13 protein-coding genes are annotated in these 19797 nt (G+C 73.9%); 8 read left to right on the top strand and 5 right to left on the bottom strand.

Going from position 1 to position 19797, the window contains the following annotated elements; genetic code table 11:
- The first annotated feature begins 13 nt into the window (after positions 1-13).
- The 4 genes from ABD823_RS05040 to ABD823_RS05025 all read left to right on the top strand — a co-directional run bounded on the left by ABD823_RS05040 (position 14) and on the right by ABD823_RS05025 (position 6532).
- Complete coding sequence (locus ABD823_RS05040; protein ID WP_344856391.1) at positions 14-907, top strand: class F sortase; 894 nt, start codon at positions 14-16, stop codon at positions 905-907.
- Positions 904-2442, top strand: a complete 1539-nt coding sequence (locus ABD823_RS05035) for a DUF2079 domain-containing protein (protein WP_344856389.1) — start codon at positions 904-906, stop codon at positions 2440-2442. Before ABD823_RS05040 ends, ABD823_RS05035 begins: the two co-directional genes overlap by 4 nt.
- Positions 2443-2844: 402 nt before the next feature.
- Positions 2845-5208, top strand: a complete 2364-nt coding sequence (locus ABD823_RS05030; RefSeq protein ID WP_344856386.1) for a rhamnogalacturonan lyase family protein — start codon at positions 2845-2847, stop codon at positions 5206-5208.
- Positions 5209-5386: 178 nt separating this feature from the next.
- Positions 5387-6532 (top strand): acetyl-CoA C-acetyltransferase, encoded by a 1146-nt coding sequence (locus ABD823_RS05025; protein ID WP_344856384.1) that lies wholly within the window; start codon positions 5387-5389, stop codon positions 6530-6532.
- Positions 6533-7089: 557 nt separating this feature from the next.
- Here ABD823_RS05025 and ABD823_RS05020 read toward each other — a convergent pair.
- Together ABD823_RS05020 and ABD823_RS05015 are read right to left on the bottom strand one after the other, a co-directional pair.
- On the bottom strand, positions 7090-8970 hold the full coding sequence (locus tag ABD823_RS05020) for an acyl-CoA dehydrogenase family protein (protein ID WP_344856382.1): 1881 nt from the start codon (positions 8968-8970) through the stop codon (positions 7090-7092).
- 116 nt (positions 8971-9086) lie between these two features.
- Positions 9087-9800 carry a class I SAM-dependent methyltransferase gene (locus ABD823_RS05015; protein WP_344856380.1) on the bottom strand — a complete coding sequence of 238 codons (714 nt, stop codon included), beginning with the start codon at positions 9798-9800 and terminating at the stop codon, positions 9087-9089.
- Between the two features lie 405 nt (positions 9801-10205).
- Here ABD823_RS05015 and ABD823_RS05010 point away from each other — a divergent pair, with 405 nt between their 5' ends.
- Entirely contained in the window at positions 10206-12254 is a 2049-nt protein-coding gene (locus ABD823_RS05010; RefSeq protein WP_344856379.1) for an ATP-binding protein, read from the top strand.
- Between the two features lie 18 nt (positions 12255-12272).
- On the opposite strand, the gene ABD823_RS05005 is transcribed toward ABD823_RS05010, so the two are convergent.
- Positions 12273-13292: an adenosine deaminase gene (locus ABD823_RS05005; protein ID WP_344856377.1), complete on the bottom strand. Its 1020-nt coding sequence runs from the start codon at positions 13290-13292 to the stop codon at positions 12273-12275.
- Between the two features lie 328 nt (positions 13293-13620).
- Here ABD823_RS05005 and ABD823_RS05000 point away from each other — a divergent pair, with 328 nt between their 5' ends.
- The 3 genes from ABD823_RS05000 (at position 13621) to ABD823_RS04990 (ending at position 17683) form a co-directional block, all read left to right on the top strand.
- A complete protein-coding gene (locus ABD823_RS05000) occupies positions 13621-15591 on the top strand; it encodes an ATP-binding protein (protein WP_344856375.1) in 1971 nt (656 codons plus the stop codon).
- A gap of 120 nt (positions 15592-15711) precedes the next feature.
- Positions 15712-16230: a SigE family RNA polymerase sigma factor gene (locus ABD823_RS04995; protein ID WP_344856373.1), complete on the top strand. Its 519-nt coding sequence runs from the start codon at positions 15712-15714 to the stop codon at positions 16228-16230.
- Complete coding sequence (locus ABD823_RS04990; RefSeq protein ID WP_344856371.1) at positions 16217-17683, top strand: hypothetical protein; 1467 nt, start codon at positions 16217-16219, stop codon at positions 17681-17683. Before ABD823_RS04995 ends, ABD823_RS04990 begins: the two co-directional genes overlap by 14 nt.
- Positions 17684-17771: 88 nt before the next feature.
- Here ABD823_RS04990 and ABD823_RS04985 read toward each other — a convergent pair whose 3' ends face one another.
- Both ABD823_RS04985 and ABD823_RS04980 read right to left on the bottom strand, forming a co-directional pair.
- A complete protein-coding gene (locus ABD823_RS04985) occupies positions 17772-18170 on the bottom strand; it encodes a hypothetical protein (RefSeq protein WP_344856369.1) in 399 nt (132 codons plus the stop codon).
- A 246-nt stretch (positions 18171-18416) separates the two neighbouring features.
- A complete protein-coding gene (locus ABD823_RS04980; protein WP_344856367.1) occupies positions 18417-19622 on the bottom strand; it encodes a pyridoxal phosphate-dependent aminotransferase in 1206 nt (401 codons plus the stop codon).
- Positions 19623-19797 lie beyond the last annotated feature (175 nt).

The raw sequence follows: 19797 nt of genomic DNA, 5'->3' as shown, positions 1-19797 counted from the left end.
CGGAGGTGACCGGATGACCGCGCCGCCGCCGGACGGCAGGCCCCCCGGACCGCCCCACGGGGGCGCGCGGTGGCCCGCGCAGCCGTACCGGCATCCGCACCCCGTCCACCGGCGGCCGCTCCACCCGCCGCCCGGGTACGGCGGGCCCGGCTACCCTCCGGGGTACGGCGGGCCCGGCTACGACGAGCCGTACGACGATCCGGCGGGCGGCGGGAGGATGCTCCGGTCGGTGCTGATCCTGGCCGGGATCGCGGGAGTGGTCACCGTGCTCGTCGGACTGATCCTCATGGTCGCCTCGCCGGAGGAGTACGGCCTGGCCGACCAGCGGACCACGCTGCCGCCGCGGGCGCAGCCGAGCGCGGCCGGGGCGGCGGAGCCGTACTTCCAGGCGGCCCCGACCGTGCCGCCGCCGCAGCCGACCATGCCCGCGGCGGCGCCGATGCAGCCCTCGACCCCGCTCCGGCTGGTCATCCCGAAGCTGAAGGTGGACGCGCCGATCACCTCGGTGGGGCTCGACAGGCGGAAGGCGATCGAGGTGCCGCCGGTGGACGACCCGAACCTCGTCGGCTGGTACCGCCTGGGCAGCACGGCGGGGGAGGCAGGACCGGCGATCATGCTGGGGCACAAGGACACGAAGAAGGGGAGCGCGGTGTTCAGCCGCCTCCACGAGCTGCGCAACGGCGACGTCATCGAGGTGCGCCGGCAGGACGGCGTGATCGCGGTCTTCACCGTCGGCGGGCTCGAACAGGCGGGGAAGGAGGTCTTCCCGACGCAGCGGGTGTACGGCGAGTCGGCCGCCGCCCAGCTCCACCTGATCACCTGCGGGGGGACCTACAACCGCACCACCGGCCACTACACCGACAACGTCATCGTCTACGCGACGATGACGGGCACCCGCAGGGCATGAGCGCCGACACCGCCTCCGGGACGGGGAGGGACGCCCGGGACCCCGGGGAGGACCGGGGGAGGGGCGAGCCGGCGCCCGGCGGCGCGGCCGGGTTCCTGCGGCGCCGGCCGCACGCCGTGGCACTGGGCGCGACCGTGGCGCTGGCCGCGGCCGCCTACGCCGTGCTCGGCCTGGTCAAGCTGGCCACCTTCCGGGCCAGCATCTTCGACCTGGTCATCTTCGACCAGGCGGTGCGCGGGTACGCGGGCTTCGGGGCGCCCACGGTGCCCTCGGTCGGCATGAACTACGGCGCCGGCATGGACTTCCTCCAGCTCGCCGACCACTTCTCGCCGATCTTCGCCCTGCTGGCCCCGCTCTACTGGATCCACGACGGGCCGCAGACGCTGATCGTGGCCCAGGCGGTGCTGCTCGCGCTGGCCGCGATCCCCGTCTGGCACTACGCCGAGCGCCGTCTCGGCCCGGTCCCGGCGCACCTGGTCGCGGTGGCCTACGCGGTGTCGTGGCCGGTCGCGCAGGCCGCCGGGTTCGACGTGCACGAGGCGGCGTTCGTCCCGCTGCTGAGCGCGATCATGATCGAGCGGTTCGACGCCGGGCGGGCGCTGCCGGCGGTGCTCGCCGCCTTCGGCCTGCTGCTGGTCAAGGAGGACATGGGCCTGCTCGTGGCGGGCTTCGGCGTGTACCTGTTCGTCACCCGCAGGAGGCTGGAGGGGGCCGCGTTCGTGCTGGCCGCCCTCGCCGCGCTGGTGATGATCCGCGGTGTCCTCATGCCGCTGGCCGGTTCGAGCGGGACGGGCTTCCACTGGGCCTACGGCAGGTGGGGTGCGAGCGTGGGGGAGATGGCGCTCGGGATCGCCCGCGACCCGCTGGGGGCGCTGTGGCAGCTCGTCAGCCCCGAGGTCAAGGTGGACACGCTGGCCTTCCTGTTCTGGCCGGTGCTGCTGACCGCGCTGCTCTCGCCGCTCACCCTGGCGGCGCTCCCGCTGATCGCCGAGCGCTTCCTGGCCGACCGGCCGCAGTGGTGGGAGGCGAACTTCCACTACAACGCCTTCCTCGTGGCGATCCTGCTGTGCGCGGGGGTCGACGGAGTGGACCGCCTGCGCGGATGGCTCAGGCGCCGCGGGACGGCCGGAGCGGAGGCGGCCGCCCGGCAGGTGGGCCGCCACTGGGCGTTCGCCGCGTGCGTGATCGCCCTCACGCTGGTCCCGCGCTTCGCGCTGGGCAACCTGCTGGAGTGGTCCTTCTACGAGGGCGAGCCGCACGCCGCGGCGGCCCGGGCGGCGGTGGCCGAGGTGCCGGACGGGGTGGTGGTCGAGGCCGTCAACCACGTCGGGCCCGCCCTCACCGGGCGGGCGACCGTGCTGCTGTGGGGCCCCGCGGCGCACGGCGCTCCGTGGATCGTGGCCGACGTGGCCCGCTGGTCCTTCCCGTTCGGGGCGCACGAGGTGCAGCGGCAGCGGGTCGACGAGGCGCTGCGCACCGGGTACCGGATCGTCTTCGAACGGGACGGCTACATCGTGCTGAACCGGCCCTCCTGACCGGGTGGTCCCGCCGGTTCCCGGAGGTCTTCCGGCCCCGCGGTTCCGGTGTCCCTCCGGTCCCCGGGGTCCGGGGTTCCGGCGGGACCGCGGCCTCCGCCGTCCCTGAAAGTTTCAGGACCGGGAGCGGGCGGGAGCACCGGCCCGCCGACCGGGCAGGGACGCTGACCTGACGCGTTCCGCCGCGGTTGCCTGGCACGCGTGCCGCTTGTTTCCTGTGGATTGACGCTTTTGTCCGCCTTGCTCTACCGTCTGGGCGCTAGGAAAGCGCATTCCCGCGACCTGGGAGCCGGCCGGGAAGGCGCCGCGCGGCCGTAGGGGAGCCGTTCCCGGACGGTCCCGCGGGGTGCCGGAGCACGGCCGCGGCCCGCCGTCCCCCGTCGGTCGAGATCGGAGCTGGACATGAGACCCATCACACCCCCGCGGCGGCCCCGGCCGCGCCGGAGGGCCGCCGTCCCGGCCGTCCTGGTGGCGGGCGCGCTGCTCGGCGGCTGGGACGCCACGGCGGCCACGGCCTCCGCCGCCCCGGCCGCCGGATCGTACGTCCTGGTGAACGAGGCCAGCGGCCTGTGCCTCGACGTGTACGCCAAGGGCACCGCCGACGGCACCGCGCTGGTGCAGTACGCCTGCAACGGCGGGGCCAACCAGACCTGGACGCTGTCGGACGTCTCCGGCGGCCGACGGCTGGCCGCCGCGCACAGCGGCAAGTGCGCCGGGATCGCCGGCGACAGCACCTCCGCGGGCAAGGCGGTCGTCCAGCAGACCTGCTCGGCGAGCCCCTTCCAGACGTGGAACCTCGAGGCGGTGAGCGGCTCGGTCTACCGCGTCGTCAACGCCGGCAGCGGCAAGTGCCTCAACACGGCGTCCGACGACTCCGGCGCCACCGTCAAGCAGAACACCTGCGACTCGGTCGTCTCCAAGCGCTGGGCGCTGAAGCCCGCCGGCGCGGCCCCCACCCCGACCGCGACCCCCACGGCGACCCCGACCGCCGAGCCGACCGCCGCCCCGACGGAGATCCCCGGGGACGCCAGGCAGGTGGAGGACCTGGACCGGGGCCTGATCAGCGTGCGCTCCGGCGGCGGGAACCTGGTGAGCTGGCGGCTGCTGGGCACCGAGGCCGCCTCGACCGGCTTCAACCTCTACCGGAACGGCACGAAGGTGAACTCCGCGCCGATCACCGGCTCCACCAACCACCTGGACGCCGGGGCCCCCGCCGACGCCTCCTACACGGTGCGGGCCGTGGTGAGCGGCGCCGAGCAGGCGGCCTCGGAGCCGTCCCTCCGCTTCGGCGGCGGCTACCTGGACGTGCCGATCCAGCCGCCGGCCGGCGGCACCGCCCCGGACGGGGTCTCCTACACCTACGCGGCCAACGACGCCGGCGCCGGCGACCTCGACGGCGACGGCCGCTACGAGCTCGTGCTGAAGTGGGACCCGTCCAACGCCAAGGACAACTCCCAGTCCGGCCACACCGGCAACGTCTACGTCGACGCCTACCGGATCGACGGCACCCGGCTGTGGCGGATCGACCTGGGCCGCAACATCCGCGCCGGGGCGCACTACACCCAGTTCCAGGTCTACGACTACGACGGCGACGGACGCGCCGAGGTCGCGATGAAGACCGCCGACGGGACCAGGGACGGCAGGGGCGCGGTCATCGGCTCGTCCTCGGCCGACCACCGCAACTCCAGCGGCTACGTCCTGTCCGGTCCCGAGTATCTGACCGTGTTCGACGGGCGGACCGGCGCGGCGCTGTCCACGGTCGACTACCTGCCCGCCCGCGGGACCGTCTCCTCCTGGGGCGACTCCTACGGCAACCGGGTGGACCGCTTCCTGGCCGGCACCGCCTACCTGGACGGGCGGCGCCCTTCCCTGATCATGGCGCGCGGCTACTACACCCGTAGCGTGATCGTCGCCTGGGACTTCCGGAACGGCTCGCTGACCAGGCGCTGGACCTTCGACTCCAACTCCAACACCTCCTACGCGGGCCAGGGCAACCACAGCCTGTCGGTGGCCGACGTGGACGGCGACGGCCGGGACGAGATCGTCTACGGGTCGATGGCGGTCGACGACAACGGCGCGCCGCTGTGGAACAACCGCAACGGCCACGGCGACGCTATGCACGTGGGCGACCTGAACCCGTCCCGGCCCGGACTGGAGATGTTCAAGGTCTCCGAGGACCCGTCCAAGCCCGGCTCGTGGTTCGCCGACGCCCGCACCGGCCAGGTGCTGTGGTCCACGGCCTCCGGCAGCGACAACGGCCGCGGCGTGGCGGCCGACGTCTGGGCCGGCAGCCCCGGCGCCGAGTCCTGGTCGGCCGCCGACGGCACGCTGCGCAGCGTCACCGGGGCCTCGCTGGGCCGCAAGCCCTCCTCGGCCAACTTCGTGATCTGGTGGGACGGCGACCCGGTCCGCGAGCTGCTCGACCAGACCCGCATCGACAAGTACGGCACCGGCGGGGACACCCGGCTGCTGACCGCCTCCGGCGTGCACTCCAACAACGGCACCAAGGCCACGCCGTCCCTGACGGCCGACCTGTTCGGTGACTGGCGGGAGGAGGTCGTCTGGCCGACGAGCGACAACACGGCCCTGCGGATCCACAGCACGCCGCACCTCACCGACCGGCGCATCCACACCCTGATGCACGACGTGCAGTACCGCACCGCCGTCGCCTGGCAGAACACCGCCTACAACCAGCCGCCGCACCCGTCGTTCTTCATCGGCGACGGCATGGCCGCCCCGCCCAGGCCGAACGTCTACGTACGCTGACGCCTGCCAGGCCGGACATCCACGTGCGCCGGCGCCCCGCGGGCCACCGCCCCCTCCGGGCGGGGGCCCGCGTGCCGTGAAACACGCCTCCCGGGGAGGGCGCGGGCAGGTGTTCTGAGGTAACCTCCTACTGACCGAATAATGCTCGGTTTCGTAGGGACGGGACCCAGGAGGCACTGTGGCAGAGGCGTACATCGTCGGGGCGGTCCGTACCCCGGTCGGCAAGAAGAAGGGCGGCCTGTCCACCGTCCACCCCACCGACCTGGCCGCGCACACCCTCAAGGCGCTCATCGACCGCACGGGCGTCGACCCCTCCGCGGTCGACGACGTGATCATGGGTTGCGTGATGCAGTTCGGTCCGCAGAGCATGGACATCGCGCGCAACGCCTGGCTCTCGGCCGGTCTTCCGGAGAACGTCGCCGGCGTGACCATCGACCGCCAGTGCGGCTCCTCCCAGCAGGCGGTGCACTTCGCCGCCCAGGGCGTGCTCTCGGGCACCCAGGACCTCGTCGTCGCCGCGGGCGTGGAGTCGATGAGCATCGTCCCCATGGGGTCGAGCATCAGCGCCGCCCTGGAGAAGGGCATGCCCTTCCCGTTCGGCGACAAGTGGGTCGAGCGGTACGGCAAGCAGGAGATCTCCCAGTTCCGCGGTGCGGAGCTGATGTGCGAGAAGTGGGACCTGTCCCGCGAGGAGCTGGAGCGCTACGCCTACGAGAGCCACCAGCGGGCGGCCAAGGCCATCGCGAACGGCTACTTCAAGGAGCAGATCGCCCCGGTCAACGGCGTCGAGGACGACGAGGGCCCCCGCCCGGACACCACGCTGGAGAAGATGGCGGAGCTGAAGACCCTGCGCGAGGGCGGCCGGATCACCGCCGCCACCTCCTCGCAGATCTCCGACGGCTCCGGGGCGCTGCTGATCGCCTCCGAGCAGGCGGTCCGCGACCACGGCCTGACCCCGCGGGCCCGCATCGTGACCCTGGCGCTCACCGGCGACGACCCGGTCTACATGCTGACCGCGCCCATCCCGGCGACGCGGAAGGCGCTGGCGAAGTCCGGCCTGTCGATCGACGACATCGACGTCACCGAGATCAACGAGGCCTTCGCCCCGGTCCCGCTCGCCTGGCTCAAGGAGATCGGCGCCGACCCGGCCAAGGTCAACCCGAACGGCGGCGCGATCGCCCTGGGCCACCCGCTCGGCGGCACCGGCGCGATCCTGATGACCAAGCTCCTGCACGAGCTGGAGCGCACCGGCGGCCGGTACGGCCTGCAGACCATGTGCGAGGGCGGCGGCCAGGCCAACGTCACCGTCATCGAGCGCCTGTAGGCGCCGCGTCGGCCGGTGCCGGGGCGGCGGGCCGTCCGGCGCCGGGCGGCGCGCGCGGGAGAGGAAGCGGGAGAAGAAGACGGCGCGGTCCCCAGTGGACGGGACCGCGGCGTCTCCTCTTCAGCGGCCGCCCTTGCCGGGGATCCGGCGCGGCTGCTGGGTCGGCCTCACCGGCTGATGCGGTCGGGGCATCTGCCGGGGCACTGGCGGCATCGGGGGCAGGGTCCGCTCCGGGAGCGGGGAACGGGTCCGGGTCTTTCCGGAGCGCTTGGCGGAAACACGGGCGCGCATACGGGATCTCCTTCGAGGAATGGGCGACGCGGCGCAGGGGCCGTGCCGGAGACTCAGCTGCCGCGTCAGACGTACGGGGCCGGAGAGCTGAGTGCGGGCGGATCGGCGTGGGGCCGATCGACGCCGGCTGTCAGGAGAAAATCCACATGCCGACGACGGTACGCGCCCCCTCCGGCCGGTGCAAGGCATTTAAATCCGGGTGATTCCCGGCACCGCGCCGCCGGGTGCCGGGCCGTGCCCCGCGCGGGGCACGGCCCGGCGCGGCGTCAGTGGATCGGCCGGCGGAGGTTCTCGGCGGCCGGGGCGCCCGAGTCCGTCCGGGCGATCCACGGCCCGTCGAGGGACGGGTCGAGGATGCCCTCCTCGGCGAACGTGTAGCGGTCCTTCAGCAGGTACCGCGCCAGCCGTACGTCGCCGGCGTCGGTGTTGTCCCACAGGCGGTCGAAGAGCGCCTCGGCGCGCAGCCGCGCCTGGCGGCAGAACGTGTCGGCCAGCTCGACGGGCCGCCGGCCCAGCTCGGCGGACTCCTCGCGGGCCCGCACGCAGGTCGCCGTGATCGCGAACAGCTCGGCGCCGACGTCCACCAGCCGGCCCAGGAAGCCCTGCCGGTGCTCCAGGGCGCCCTGCCAGCGGGACATGCCGTAGAAGGTGGAGCGGGCGAGCCTGCGGCAGGTCCGCTCGACGTAGCGCAGGTGCGGCGCGAGGTGCCCGAACTCCGCGTAGGAGCCGGGCCGGTCGCCGGGGCCGGTGACCAGGGTGGGCAGCCAGCGGGCGTAGAACGCGCCGGCCCGGGCGAGCGCGCGGGCCCGGGCGCGGGCGGACGCCGAGGGGTCGACCAGTTCGCCCGCGACCGACAGGTGCGCGTCCACCGCCTCGCGGGCGATCAGCAGGTGCATGATCTCGGTGCTGCCCTCGAAGATCCTGTTGATCCGCACGTCCCGCAGCACCTGCTCGGCCGGGACCCCGCGCTCGCCCCGGGCGGCCAGCGACTCGGCGGTCTCGTAACCGCGCCCGCCGCGGAGCTGGACCAGCTCGTCGGCGACCTTCCAGGTCATCTCCGAGGCGTACAGCTTGGCGAGCGCGGCCTCGATCCGGATGTCGTTGCGCCTGTCGTCGGCCAGGCGGCAGGTCAGGTCCATCACGGCCTCCAGGGCGTAGGCCGTGCCGGCGATGAAGGAGAGCTTGCGGGCCACCGCCTCGTGCCCGCCGATCGGGCGCCCCCACTGGACGCGCTCGCGGGCCCACTCTCTGGCGATCTTCAGCGCCCACTTGGCGTTGCCCGCGCAGGCGGCCGGGAGCGAGAGCCGCCCGGTGTTCAGCGTGGTCAGGGCGATCTTCAGGCCCTGGCCCTCGCGGCCGATCAGGTTGGCGGCCGGCACCCGGACCCCCTCGAAGCGGGTGACGCCGTTCTCGATGCCGCGCAGGCCCATGAACGCGTTGCGCCGCTCGACGGTGATCCCGGGGCTGTCGGCCTCGACGACGAACGCGGAGATCCGCTCCCCGGTGCGCGCCATCACCACCAGCAGGTCCGCCACGACCCCGTTGGTCGTCCAGAGCTTCACGCCGTCGATCACGTACTCGTCGCCGTCCCGGACCGCGGTGGTCGACAGCCGCGCGGGATCGGAGCCCACGTCGGGCTCGGTCAGCAGGAAGGCCGAGATCTCCCCGGCGGCGCACCGGGGCAGGAAGGCGCGCTTCTGCTCCTCGCTGCCGAACAGCTTCAGCGGCTGCGGCACCCCGATCGACTGGTGCGCCGAGAGCATGGTGCCCACGGCAGGGCACCAGGAGGCGGTGAGCATCAGGGCGCGGCCGTAGTAGAGGTACGGCAGGCCGAGCCCGCCGTACTCGCGGCCGATGGTGATGCCGAAGGCGCCGAGCTCGGCCATGCCCTTGACGACCTCGTCGGGCACCTGCGCGGTCCGCTCGACCAGCGCGGGGTCGACCCGGGCCGCCAGGAACCTCCGCAGCGACGCCAGGAACTCCTCGCCCCTGGTGCTCTCCTCCTCCGGCAGGACCGGGGCGGGGTGGACGAGGTCGAGGCGGAGGTCGCCCAGGAAGAGCTGCCTGCCGAAGCTGGGCCGGACCCACTCCTTCTCGCGGGCCTGCTCGGCCACCGCACGTGCCTTGGCGTAATCGGTCGTCGTCATCGGACCTCCCCGGACGCGGATGTCTTCCGGCGTTATGCCCGGGTGCGGGCCTTCGGTAGGACATGTCCGGGTACGGGCTCGGGCAAGGCGGTACGGCGGGGCGGTGGCCCGGGAGGCTACTCCTGCGGCACGCGGGCGACGCAGAAGACGGTCTGGCCGAACGGCGGGCGGACGAAGCGCTCGATGAGGCGGGTGGCGGGCACGACCGTGCGGTCGTAGATCTTGACCAGGCGCGGGTCGGGGTAGCCGACGCCGCCGCGGCGGACGGCGACCCACCAGGCGAGGCCGCCGAGGAAGTTGATCGGCTTGAGCACGTCGATGTCGAGGCCCGCCCGGGAGACCGTCCTGCGCAGGGTGGCGGGGGTGTAGCGGGTGACGTGGCCGACCTTGCGGTCGAAGTCGCCGTACAGCTGCATGTAGCCGGGGACCCAGATGACGATCCGGCCGCCGGGCGCGGTGACGGCGGCGAGCGAGCGCAGCGCCTCGACGTCCTCCTCGATGTGCTCCAGGACGTTCATCATGACGACGGTGTCGACCTTCTCCCCGATGGGGATGTCGGTCGGCAGGCCGAACTGCAGCACGTCGACGTCGTCGCGCTCGGCGAAGCGCTTCTTGAGCTGCTCCACGCAGTAGGGGTCGAAGTCGCTGACCACCAGCCGGTCCAGGCGGGGCAGGAACTGCTCGGCGAAGTGGCCCAGGCCGGAGCCGATCTCCAGCATCGAGCGGCCCACGTGCGGGGCGACCATGTCGAACTCGTACTGCCGGTAGTTCCTGGCCTCGTCCCCACCGAGGTGGTTCTCCAGGGCCTCGTCGCCGGCCGCCGGTTGCACTACGCGGTCATACCCAGACATGCGGTTCCGTCCAGCTCGCAGAAAACCGCGGCACGGCGGCCACGGTTACGGACAGGCAGAGTCTAGTAGTCGTCCCCGTAGATCCACTCCTCAAACTCCTCAAACGGGACGTCCGGCGGTCCCGGGGAGCCGCACCCGGACGGGCGCGCCTCACCCGCCCCGGCGGCCACAGACCTCCATCTAGCATGTTTTGTGGCATTTATCGGACATTGCTGGTTAAATTAAAGAGATTGCGAATATCGACGGCGGGTGGGAGAAGTTTCAATCCCGGTATGAGGATGTGATTTCCGCCGGGGAGGAAAAACCCCACCCCGAAAGGCGCGAGGCCCGGCCCGCGACCGTGACCGGATGTTATTCCTGGTATGCGGAAGGAGCTGGAGGCCGATGGAACGGAACCCGTGGTGGCGTGGGAACCTCCCCCCGGAGACGAGCAGCTTCGTCGGGCGTGAGGCCGAGGTGCGGGAGCTGGTGAAGCTCCTGGACGAGGCGCCGCTGACCACGGTCATCGGCCCGGAGGGCGTCGGCAAATCCCGGATCGCCGTCAAAGCGGCGGAAGAATGCCGGGACGCCTATCTCGACGGCGTCTGGCTGGTCGAACTGTCCGGCGAGCGCAACGGCGACCTGCTCGCCCACACGGTCGCCGCCGTCCTCGGATTCCGCGACGACTCCACCCGTTCCCAGACGGACGTCCTGGTGGAGTTCCTCGCGCGCAAACGGCTCCTGCTCCTGCTGGACACCTGCGAACGCCTCCTGCCCGCCTGCCGTCTGCTCGTCACCCGGATCCTCGCCGAGGCGCCGGGCGTGCGGATCGTCGCGACCTCCCGCCAGCCGCTCGGCCTGACCGGAGAGGCCCTGCTCTCCGTCGAGCCCTTCCGGCCGCCCGACCCCGAGGGCGCCGGGCACCCCGAGCGCAACGACGCCCTGCGGCTCTTCCTCGACCGGGCCCGGGCCGCGGTGCCGGGCCTGCGCCTGGACGACGAGGGCATGCGGGCCGCCGCCCGGATCTGCCGCCGGCTGGACGGCATCCCCCTCGCCGTCGAACTGGCCGCCGGGCAGCTCGGCGCCATGCCGCCGGAGCGCTTCGCCGAGCGGCTGGAGAGCCGCTTCGCCGCCCTGTCGGCCAACCGGGCCCTCGTCTCCCAGCACCAGACGCTCCGCACCGCGGTCGGCTGGACCCACGAGCTCTGCGCCCCCGCCGAACGCCTGCTGTGGGCCCGGGCGTCGGTCTTCGCCGGAGGCTTCGACACCGAGGCCGCCGTGCAGGTCTGCGGCGACGAGCAGCTGCCCGGCGTGCCGGACCTGCTGGCCGCCCTGGTGGACAAGTCGCTGCTCATCCGCGTCCCCGGCGGCTACCGCCAGCTCGACACGATCAGGGAGTACGGCAGGGAGCAGCTGGTCCGGCTCGGCGAGGCCGACCTGCTGGCCGAGCGGCACCGCCGCTACTACCTCGACCTGGCGCGCCGGGCCGACGCCGACTGGTACGGCCCCGACCAGGAGCGGTGGGCCAGGCGGCTCAACTCCGCCATCACCAACCTCCGCGTCGTCCTCGACTCCTGCGCCCCCGGCGGCCCGTTCTCCACCGAGCTGGCCGGGGCGCTGTGGATCCTCTGGTTCTGCCTGGGACGCCTGCGCGAGGGCCGCTACTACATGAAGCGGACGATCGAGGCGGCCTCCCCCGCCGACCCCGGCCTGCCCAAGCTCCTGTGGGCCGACGGCTGCGTGGCCATGGCCCAGGGCGACCTGGAGTCCGGCCGCCGCCGGGCCGAGACGGCGCTGGCCACGGCGCTCCGGTGGGGCGACTACGAGGCGGCGGGGCACGCGCAGCTCCGCCTGGCGGTCCGCGCGCTGTGCGCCGGGGCCCTCGAAGAGGTCGAGCCCGCTGTCAGGCGCGTACGCGAGTACTTCCGGAGGGCACAGACCATGACCGTGAGCGAGCCGCTCGCCCTGGTGACCGCAGCCATGGCGGCCACGTGGCGCGGTGACTTCGCCAAGGCCATCACCACGCTGGAGGAGGCGCAGGACCTCTGCGAGAGCCGCGGCGAGCGCTGGGCCCGCGCCACCGGCGACTACGTGCTCTCCATCGCCCAGCTCGGCCTCGGACGGCTGGAGGAGGCCGAGCAGGCCGCCCGGTGCTCGCTCGCCGCCAAGTGGCGGCTCCGTGACACCACCGGGGTGGCGCTCGCCCTCGACCAGCTCGCGGTGATCGCCGCGGTCCGGGGGGACGGCTACCGCACCGCCCGGCTCCAGGGGTCCGGCATGCGGTTGTGGGCCGCGTTCGGGCTGCGGGGCTTCGGCTCGGAGAGCATGTCGGAGCCCCGGACCGTCGCCGAGCGCACCGCCCGCCAGCTGCTCGGCGACGAGACCTACGACGCGGTCTTCGCCGAGGGCCACGACGACGACCCCGACTCCGCGGTGGCCTACGCCCTCGACTGAGCCCGGCCGCCGCGCCGGTCACTCCGGCGCGGCCAGCCAGTCGTCGACCGCCTTCAGCAGGTCCTTGCGCACCTGCTCGGGAGCGGCCGAGGAGCGGATCGACTGCCGGGCCAGCTCCGCCACCTCCGCGTCGCGGAAGCCGTACACCCGCCGGGCCAGCTCGTACTGGGCCAGCAGCCGCGTGCCGAACAGCAGCGGGTCGTCGGCGCCCAGCGCGATCGGCACGCCCGCGTCGAACAGCCGGCGCAGCGGCACGTCCTCGGCCCGCTCGGCCACCCCGAGCCCGACGTTCGAGGTCGGGCAGACCTCGCAGGTGATCTGCCGGTCCGCCAGCCGCTCCATCAACCGCGGCGACTCCGCGGCCCGCACCCCGTGCCCCACCCGGTCGGCGCCCAGGTCGTCCACGCACTCGGCGACGCTCGCCGCGCCCAGCAGCTCCCCGCCGTGCGGCACGGCCAGCAGCCCCGCCCGCTTGGCGATCCGGAAGGCCCCGTCGAAGTCGCGGGCCCGGCCCCGGCGCTCGTCGTTGGAGAGCCCGAAGCCGACGACGCCCCGGTCGAGATAGCGGGAGGCGAGGCGGGCGAGCGTCTTGGCGTCCAGCGGGTGCCGGGTCCGGTTGGCGGCCACCACGACCGCGATCCCGATCCCGGCGTGCTCGGCGGCCCGGTGCACGGCGTCGAGCATCAGCTCCAGCGTGGCGGTGAGCCCGCCGAACCGGTGGGCGTACCCGGACGGGTCCACCTGGATCTCCAGCCAGGCCGAGCCCTCGGCCGCCTCGTCCTCGGCGGTCTCCCGCATCAGCCGGTAGATGTCCTCGGGACGCCGCAGCACCGAGCGCGCGATGTCGTAGAGCCGCTGGAACCGGAACCAGCCCCGCTCGTCGGTCGCCCTCAGGCGGGGCGGCCAGTCCTGCTCCAGCGCGTCGGGGAGGTGCACGCCGTGCTCGCGGGCGAGCTCGACCAGCGTGCCGTGCCGCATGGACCCGGTGAAGTGCAGGTGCAGATGTGCCTTGGGGAGAGCGTTCAGCGGACGTGCCATCTCCACATCCTGCCGCACGTCGCGGACCCGGCGGGCGGGATCCCGCCGTGCCCCGCGCCCCCGCCGTACCCTGTGCCGTGCCGCGCGCCCCCGCCGTGCCCCGCCGCGTCCGTCCCCCTGCCGTGTCGCCGTCGTGTCCCGTCGTCGACGGGCGCGGCGGTCCGCCGCCACCGGGCGCGCACGACGTTCCGGACGCGACCGGAGTTCCGGTCCCGACACCCGGAAGCGGATGTGAGGATCGTCGGAATCTCCGGAACGGTTCCTCCGGACGGTCGCATCGTGCGACAGTTGGCACGGTATGGGTAGTCGGGACGGCACCGGGACTGCGATGGAAGCGGACCTCTTCGTCGGCAGGCGCACCGAGCTCGCCGAGATCTGCGGCCTGCTCGCACGCACGCGCCATGTCACGCTGACCGGCCCCGCCGGAGCGGGCAAGAGCCGCCTCGCGGCGCGCCTGGCCGAGACCCTCGGCCAGGACTCCCCGGGATACGCCCACGTCGTCGACCTGTCGGAGGCCCCCGACGACCTGCCCGGCCTGGCGCGGACGCTCGCGGACGAGCTCGGCCTGCGGGTACGGCCGGGCGCGTCCGCCGGCGACGCCCTGGCGGCCGACCTGGCCTCACGCCCCCGGCTGCTCGTCCTGGACGACTGCGACCGCGTCGCCGGCACCGCCGGAGCCCTCGTGGAGCGGCTGCTGCGCCAGGCGCGCGAGCTGCACGTCCTGGCCACCGGCCGGCAGCGGCTCGGCTTCACCGGGGAGCACCTCTACCCGGTCGGCGGGCTGGCGGACGACGACGCCGCCGACCTGCTCGCCGCGCTCGCCGGCGACCGGCTCGGCGAGCGGGACCCGGTCGGGATCTGCCGCCGGCTCGACAACCTGCCGCTGGCGATCCGGCTCGCCGCCGCCTCCCCCGACCCGGGCGCGGCCGACCTCTTCGGGGACGGGCTCCTCCCGGACCGCCCGGCCGCCCGGCGGCACGACTCCATGGCCGCCGCGTTCGACTGGAGCCACGAGCTGTGCACCCCGGAGGAGCGCCTGGTCTGGGCCCGCGCGTCCGTCTTCTCCGGGGGCTTCGACGCCGAGGCCGCCCAGCGCGTGTGCACCCGCGGCGACCTGTCCGCCGAGCAGGTCCTCGACGCGCTGACCGGCCTGTTCGACCGCTCCGTCCTCATCCGGGAGAAGACGGCCGAGGGCGTGCGCCACCGGCTGCCGGACACCGCCCGCGCGTACGGCGCCGCCCGGCTGGCCCTGCTGGGCGAGACCGCCGGGACCGAGCACCGGCACCGCGACCACTTCCTCGGCCTGGCCGCCCGGGCGAACCAGGGCTGGCGCCACGACCAGCTCGGCTGGTACCGCAGGCTCGTCCCCGACCTCGCCAACCTGCGCCTGGCCGTCGACCGCTGCTACGCCGAGCCCGCCGGGCACCGCCGGGGCCTGGAGGCGGTCAGCTGCCTGTGGTTCCTGTGGGTCTGCTGCGGCCGGCCGGCCCTCGGCCGCGAGCTCGTCCGGCGCGGCCTGGAACTGGAGCCCGCGCCGTGCCCCGAGCGGTTCAAGGCGCTGTGGGTGGACACCTACATGTCGATCCAGCGGGGCGACCTCGACGACGCCGAGCGCACCCTCGCCGAGTGCGCGGCCGGCGGCTGGGACGGGGCCGCGGAGATGGCCCCCTACGTCAGCCACTTCCAGGCCCACCTGGCCGTCGCCAGGGGAGAGCTGGGCAACGCCCTGCGGATGATCAAGGACGCCAGGGAGCGCCACCGCTCGTCCGGCGACCTGCTGCCCGGATTCCTGTCCACCTACACGGTCGTGGCCGCGGGCATGATGCTCGCCGGCGACCACGAGCTGGCCGTCTCGGTCATCCGCGAGGGCCGCGACCTGTGCGCCTCCTGCCGCGACTACTGGACGCTCTCCCGCCTCGACCTGCTCCTCGGGCTGGCCGAGCGGCTCCTCGGCAACACCGCGGCGGCCGCCGCCTCGGTCCGCGACGCGCTGCGCGGGGCCCGGGTGTTCGACGACGACCCCTCCCTCATCGAAGGGCTGGAGGTCCGCGCGGTGATCGCCGAGGACGACGTGGACGACACGCTCGCGCTGTTCCTGCTCGGCGCGGCGGGCGCCGCCTGGCGGAGCGCCGGCGTCCCGCCCCGCCGCTCGCCGCTGCTGGAGGGGATGCTCCGGCGCTCCGAGGAGAGGCTGCGCGCCCGCACCGGAGCGGAGGAGTTCGACCGGCTCATCGGGACGGGACGCGCGACGGACCTGCGCACGGCCGTGGAAAGCGCCCTCCAGGGGATCGTCGACTGACCCCGCCCCGGCCCTGCGGGATCCGTCCCGGGGCGCCCCTTGCGGCACCCGTCCGGTACGGCCGGGCAACCCTTCCGGCCCGCCGAGCGTAGGTAGGGGCATGAGCCCAGGCACGGCCGCATGAGCGGCCACGAGGAATTCGCCGCGTTCGTCGCGGCGCGGGGGACCGCTCTGCTGCGCGTCGCCCACCTGACGTGCGGGTCGCGGGACGAGGCCGAGGACGTGCTGCAGAGCGCGCTGGAGAAGGCCTACCGCCACTGGGGGCGGCTGCGCGCCGGCAGCGACCCCGAACCGTACGTCCGCCGCATCGTCGTCAACACGGCGATCAGCCGCGCCCGCCGCAGGGCGATCCTGCACGTCTTCCCGGCCCCCGCACTCCCGGAGACCCCCGCCGGGGACGACCTGACGGGTGTCGAGCTCCGTCCGCTCCTCATGGACGGCCTGCGCGCCCTGCCCCCGCGCCAGCGGGCGGTGCTCGTCCTGCGCTTCTGGGAGGACATGACCGAGGCACAGACGGCCGAGACGCTCGGCTGCTCGGTGGGCACGGTCAAGAGCCAGGCCGCCAAGGGACTGGCCCGTCTGCGCGCCCTGATCGGCGCCGAGCTCTTCACGGAGGTGATCCGCCATGCCGAGGCTTGAGGACGAACTGCGCGCCGCCATGGCCGCCGAGACCGCCGGCCTGGGCGCCGCCCCGGACCTGGCGGACCGGGTCGTACGGCTCTCGCGCCGCCGCCGCAGGAGGCTCCTGACCGCGGGTACGGCCCTGGTGGCCGCCGTGCTCGCCGCCGGGACGGTCATCCCGGGACAACTGATCGGCGCGCAGAGAGACCCGGTCGCGGCCGCGGAGCAGCCCGCACGCGCGGACGCGGATCTGAACGCCGTGGAGGACGTCGAGGCCCGGTACCTCCCGGCGGGGCTGGGGGCGCCGCTGGCCGGTTCCGGCTCCGCCGGGAAGCTCGACGTCGCCACGCTGAGCTGGGGATCCGGTGACGGCCTGGTGCGGCTCAGCAAGTACAAGAAGGCCCTACCGGCAGGGCCCGGCCGGATCACGTCCCTCGGGCTGATCCCCGGCGGCAAGGCGGCCTCGATCCGCGGCAGGCCCGGGCTGGTCTCGCCCGACGGCCTCGACCTGCTCTGGCACGAGCGTGACGACGTGGTGCTGCGGGTGACGGTCGGCGCCGACCACCGGGACGAGCTCACGCGCATCGCCGAGGGGCTCTGGTTCCCCGACCCGACCGGCTCCGGCGGCGGCACCCTGGAGGGCGTCAGGATCGCCGACCTGCCGGACGGCGTCTACCTGGACCGCGAGGTCCCCGCCTCCTCCACCGAACCGGTCACCCGCAAGGAATGGAGCGGTCAGGGCGGCCGGGTCAGATTGAGCGTGGTACGGGGGGAGAACGCCGCCGACCTGGACGCGCTCAGGACGTGGCTGGAGCGGACCGACGGCTTCGAGGCCGTCCGCAGCCGGGAGGCCGTCCTGCGGACCGCGCCCGCCTGGGAGGGCACCACGGGCGAGAAGGGATGGGGCGGCCGCCCGCGCGCGGTGCTCTGGCACGACAGGCCGGGACTCGGATTCCTCCTGGAGGTCGCCCCGGGGATGGAGAAGGCGCTCGACGAGATCATCGCCGGCCTCGGCCGGGATCCGGAACCGGACGACCGGCTCTGCGAGGCCCCGGCCGCCGGGAAGGCGGCGGACGTGCTCCCCGGCGTGATCGTCCCGCGGATCCCGGAGCGCCTCACCGCGGGCGCCGGCTTCACCGACCTGGAGTCGCTGAGCGAACCGGAGAAGGTCACCGTCCGGGGCCACGGATGGTCGGACGAGCGCAGCGTGGAGGAGGGCGGCAGCGCGCTGAGCGTCGGGGTGGTCTGCGGGGTCGCCACGGAGCGGGAGCTGCGCGCCCTGGTCGGCCACGCCCGCCGTGCGGCGCCTGTCCGGGGCCGGCCCGCCGTCGAGTGGGTCAACGAGCTGTACGGCGGGGGCCGGTTCGTGATGTGGCTGGAGCGGCCGGGGGCGGCGATCTTCGTCGGCGCCACCCCCGACCTCGAGGCCGAGGCCGGACGGATCGCCGAGGAGATCCGGCGGGAGCGGTGACGCCGGGGCGGCGTCCGCCGGCCTCACGGCGCCGGTCGAGGTCCGGCCGGGCGCGCGCCCGGCCGGCTCCCGGAGGCGGCGGGAGGGCTCAGGACGGCCCGGAGCGCGCTTCCAGCGCGGCGGTGCGCTGCGCGAGGCCCTCGCGCAGCAGGTGCCGCAGCTCGGGGCCCTCGATGACGGCCGAGACCGGCAGCTTGCCGAAGCCGAGCCGGGTGAGCACCCAGAGCTCCTTGCGCCCGATCTCCTCGGTGAACCGGTCGTCGAACTCCTCGGGGACGTCGTCCGGCTCCTCGGCCCGGTAGGCCGCGAAGTTGTCGGGGATGCGCATGCCGTCCCCCTCAGGGGAGAAGACGTCGGCGAACTCCTCGGCCGGGGGGCGTCCGGAGAGGTTCCTCAGCGAGAGGGCGAAGCCCAGGAAGTCACCGATGACCCGGTCAGGGTCATCGGTGACGGTGTAGAACGGGCTTTCGAGGTGAACGGTGCGCATACCGCTGGACGGTACACGGGCGCCGCTCCGCCGCGGGGCCGGCACCCGTTCCCCGGGTCCGCCGGCCGGCCGCCCCGGTCCCCGGCGCCACTCCGCGCCGGGGCCGGCGACCGGCCGCCGGAGGTCATCCGGAGGCCGGTCGCCGGCCCCGCGGCGGATGCGCCCGAGCCTGTTCCGCGACCGTCGGCCGGTCCCGGAGGGCGGCCGCGGGCGTCCGGCTCCGTACGGTCCCGGCGGAGGGGGTCCCTAGCGGGCGTCGCCCAGGAACTTGGCCACCCGGCTGACGCCCTCGACGAGGTCCTCGTCGCCGAGCGCGTAGGACAGGCGGAAGTAGCCCGGGGTGCCGAAGGCCTCGCCGGGGACGAGGGCGACCTCGGCCTCCTCCAGGATGATCTCGGCGAGCTCGGCGGAGGTCTGCGGGCGCCTGCCGGCGAACTCCTTGCCCAGCAGCTCCTTGACCGAGGGATAGGCGTAGAAGGCGCCCTTCGGCTCGGGGCAGACCACGCCCGGGATCTCGTTGAGCATGCGGACCATGGTCTGGCGCCGGCGGTCGAAGGCCTCCCGCATCCGGGCCACCGCGGACAGGTCGCCGGTGACGGCGGCCAGGGCAGCGGCCTGGGCCACGTTGGAGACGTTGGAGGTGGCGTGCGACTGCAGGTTGGTCGCGGCCTTGACGACGTCCTTGGGGCCGATCAGCCAGCCCACCCGCCAGCCGGTCATCGCGTAGGTCTTGGCGACGCCGTTCAGCACGACGACCTTGTCGCCCAGCTCGGGGACGGCGGTGGCGATGCTGGAGAAGCGCGCGTCGCCGTAGGTGAGGTGCTCGTAGATCTCGTCCGTGACGACCCACAGGTCGTGCTCGGCGGCCCAGCGGCCGATCGCCTCGACCTGCTCCGGGCTGTAGACCGCGCCGGTCGGGTTGGAGGGGGAGACGAACAGCAGGGCCTTGGTGCGGTCGGTGCGCGCGGCCTCCAGCTGCTCCACGCTCGCCAGGTAGCCGGTGGTCTCGTCGGTGACCACGTCGACCTGGACGCCGCCGGCCAGCTTGATGGCCTCGGGGTAGGTCGTCCAGTACGGCGCGACGACCAGGACCTCGTCACCCGGGTCGAGCAGCGTGGCGAACGCCTCGTAGACCGCCTGCTTGCCGCCGTTGGTGACCAGCACCTGGGTCGCGTCCACCCGGTAGCCGGAGTCGCGGAGGGTCTTGTCGGCGATGGCCTGCTTGAGCTCGGGCAGACCTCCGGCGGGCGTGTACTTGTGGAAGCGGGGGTTCCGGCACGCCTCGACGGCGGCCTCGACGATGTAGTCCGGGGTCGGGAAGTCCGGCTCGCCGGCGCCGAAGCCGATGACCGGGCGGCCCGCCGCCTTCATCGCCTTGGCCTTGGCGTCCACGGCGAGCGTGGCGGACTCGGAGATCGCGGATATGCGCGCGGAGATGCGAGGACGGGTCATACCCCCATGGTTACAGACCCGTCGCCCCGCTTCCGTCCGGATCCACCATGTGGACGGCGCGCACGGGCCGCCTGGGGAGTCCATGACCCGCCCGTTGCCCATCCTGTGACCTGCGGGATCCCGATCCGGTTCGACGTGGCGGCCATTCCTGCGTAGACTCCCGCATGGTCTTACC

It is taken from the genome of Planomonospora alba, from assembly GCF_039534085.1.
Classification (GTDB): domain Bacteria; phylum Actinomycetota; class Actinomycetes; order Streptosporangiales; family Streptosporangiaceae; genus Planomonospora_B; species Planomonospora_B alba.
Note: the sequence above shows the minus strand (reverse complement) of the source record. Positions and strands in the feature narration are given on the sequence as shown.